The organism is Mesorhizobium sp. M7A.F.Ca.CA.001.10.2.1, assembly GCF_003998575.1.
In the GTDB taxonomy this organism is placed as follows: Bacteria; Pseudomonadota; Alphaproteobacteria; order Rhizobiales; family Rhizobiaceae; genus Mesorhizobium.
The window spans coordinates 1-1,041 of record NZ_RZQY01001108.1 but is presented as its reverse complement, the minus strand read 5'-3'; the positions used below and the strand labels follow the sequence as shown (position 1 = coordinate 1,041).

Below are 1,041 nucleotides of genomic sequence, written 5' to 3'. Positions count from 1 at the left end.
GGCCTTCGCCGCCGTCGCCGCCATCGCCGCCATTCGCCGTGCCGCCAAATCCAGATGCGTTGACGTTTATCTGCGGAACGTTGTTTACGGCTCCAGGGGTCGCATTTGTAATCGATCCGCCGGGATCGCCATTATCGCCATCTGCGTCAAAGCCACCAGGTCCCCTGTCCGGAGCATCCGGGCCGTTCTCGTCTATGACGAACTGAGCATGCGCCGCCGGTATCGGCGGAAAACCCACCAGCGCGGTGGCGCCGAGGAGGACCATCAACCGTCCGGCAATCACACCTGGCCGGCGACGGCGACCCGAGCCAGACGCTTCTTGCGCACGTGCCACCGGTCCAAGTTTGAACAAAGTCCACGCTTGCGCCGCACGAAGCGAACAAGGCGAACTGCCGGGCAGCGCTTGGCGGGCAAGCCCTGCTTGCTGGGATACCTCTGCCACATGGGCATTGGCAGCGTCGATACCGGAACCCGGAACCGCGAATGCGCGTTTGATGGCAAAGCCACCACGCTTTGAAAACAAAGCCATGCACTTACCCCCCGTTTTACGGGGGCGCGCCTCAATGCCTGCTTAAGGCGACGCCACCGCTATGCTCATGCAATTGCAATAAGGATGCCGGCACTGCGCAATAAGGTTCAATGCATTAAAACAGAGCATCCGCATTCCCACTTGCGGAGCTCTGACTCAATTAGAATACATTAACTTATGCCGGATGAAACCGAAAATTTACGTGCGGACACTGACTAAAGCCGCTGACGTTTCATAGTCGTCATATGACGACTATCTGCGGTTCACTGCTGGAATCGCAGAACAAAGCGATCGGACTGCCCGATTTCGTGATGCTCGACCCGCTGGCCATGGCATCGCCGCGCAAACGTCCTATATCAGTGGGCAGAGTTTTTTGCGCGGGAATGAGCGAATGTCGGCACTTCGGCCATCAACGATCTTCACAGTGGCAATGCTGGCCACGGCAGTGCTGGCGGGCGTTTGCCTGCCGGCTTCCGCGCAAGCGCTCAATTCCGCTACCGGCAACAATGCGC

1 pseudogene is annotated in these 1,041 nt (G+C 58.8%); it reads right to left on the bottom strand.

The features are described from left to right. A pseudogene (locus EN964_RS38265) lies at positions 1–283 on the bottom strand (hypothetical protein); the annotation flags it as partial. Positions 284–1,041: the final 758 nt, after the last annotated feature.